Genomic DNA, 552 nt, shown 5'->3' on the forward strand with positions numbered 1-552 from the left:
CTCCATCGCCGAAGCTGATCTGAACGGGCTGATTGCCCGCTACTCGGCCAGCCGCAGCGCGCTCGACGCGACCGCGATCTGCTGGGCGCAGATCCGGGTGAATGAGGCCCGGCATACGCTCGACCGCCTCCGCAGCCTCGCAATCGTCGTGATCGGCGACGCGGCCAATGCGGAGGCCTGCTGAATGGCCGCTGATCCGCATCAGCCACTCAGCGTCGACGACGCCTGGCTGCGCAGGCAGCGCCGCCGGCAGGAGCAGCGCGAGGCTGCCCTTCAGCAGGACATCCACCGGGCCGGGCATCTGACGGCCTCCGCGCGGGCGGCTCTCGCCCAGCGGCACAACCGGCTGGAGCACAGCCGATGATCACCGCCTGCATCCTCTCCGCGATGGGCGGCTCAGCCTTCGGCGCTCTCGTCATGGCGTTCTGCGTGGGCAGGCGCTCGTGACCACGGATAGCCGCGATCGTGCGGCGCCCCCGTTCCACCACGACTTCGAAGATTGGTGGGGAATGCTCGACGGCAAGCCGTCCTGCATCCCCGCCGGTCGCGTCT

The 552-nt window shown here is 69.7% G+C and carries 2 protein-coding genes; both read left to right on the plus strand.

The window, feature by feature from the left end; translation table 11 throughout:
- Positions 1-184 (plus strand): hypothetical protein (locus ACU8YC_RS25955; RefSeq protein ID WP_446896107.1); only part of this gene is annotated, 184 nt, incomplete at its 5' end.
- On the plus strand, positions 185-364 hold the full coding sequence (locus tag ACU8YC_RS25960; protein WP_059409336.1) for a hypothetical protein: 180 nt from the start codon (positions 185-187) through the stop codon (positions 362-364). It begins immediately after the preceding gene.
- Positions 365-552 lie beyond the last annotated feature (188 nt).

Source organism: Citrobacter sp. VF227, from assembly GCF_052950715.1.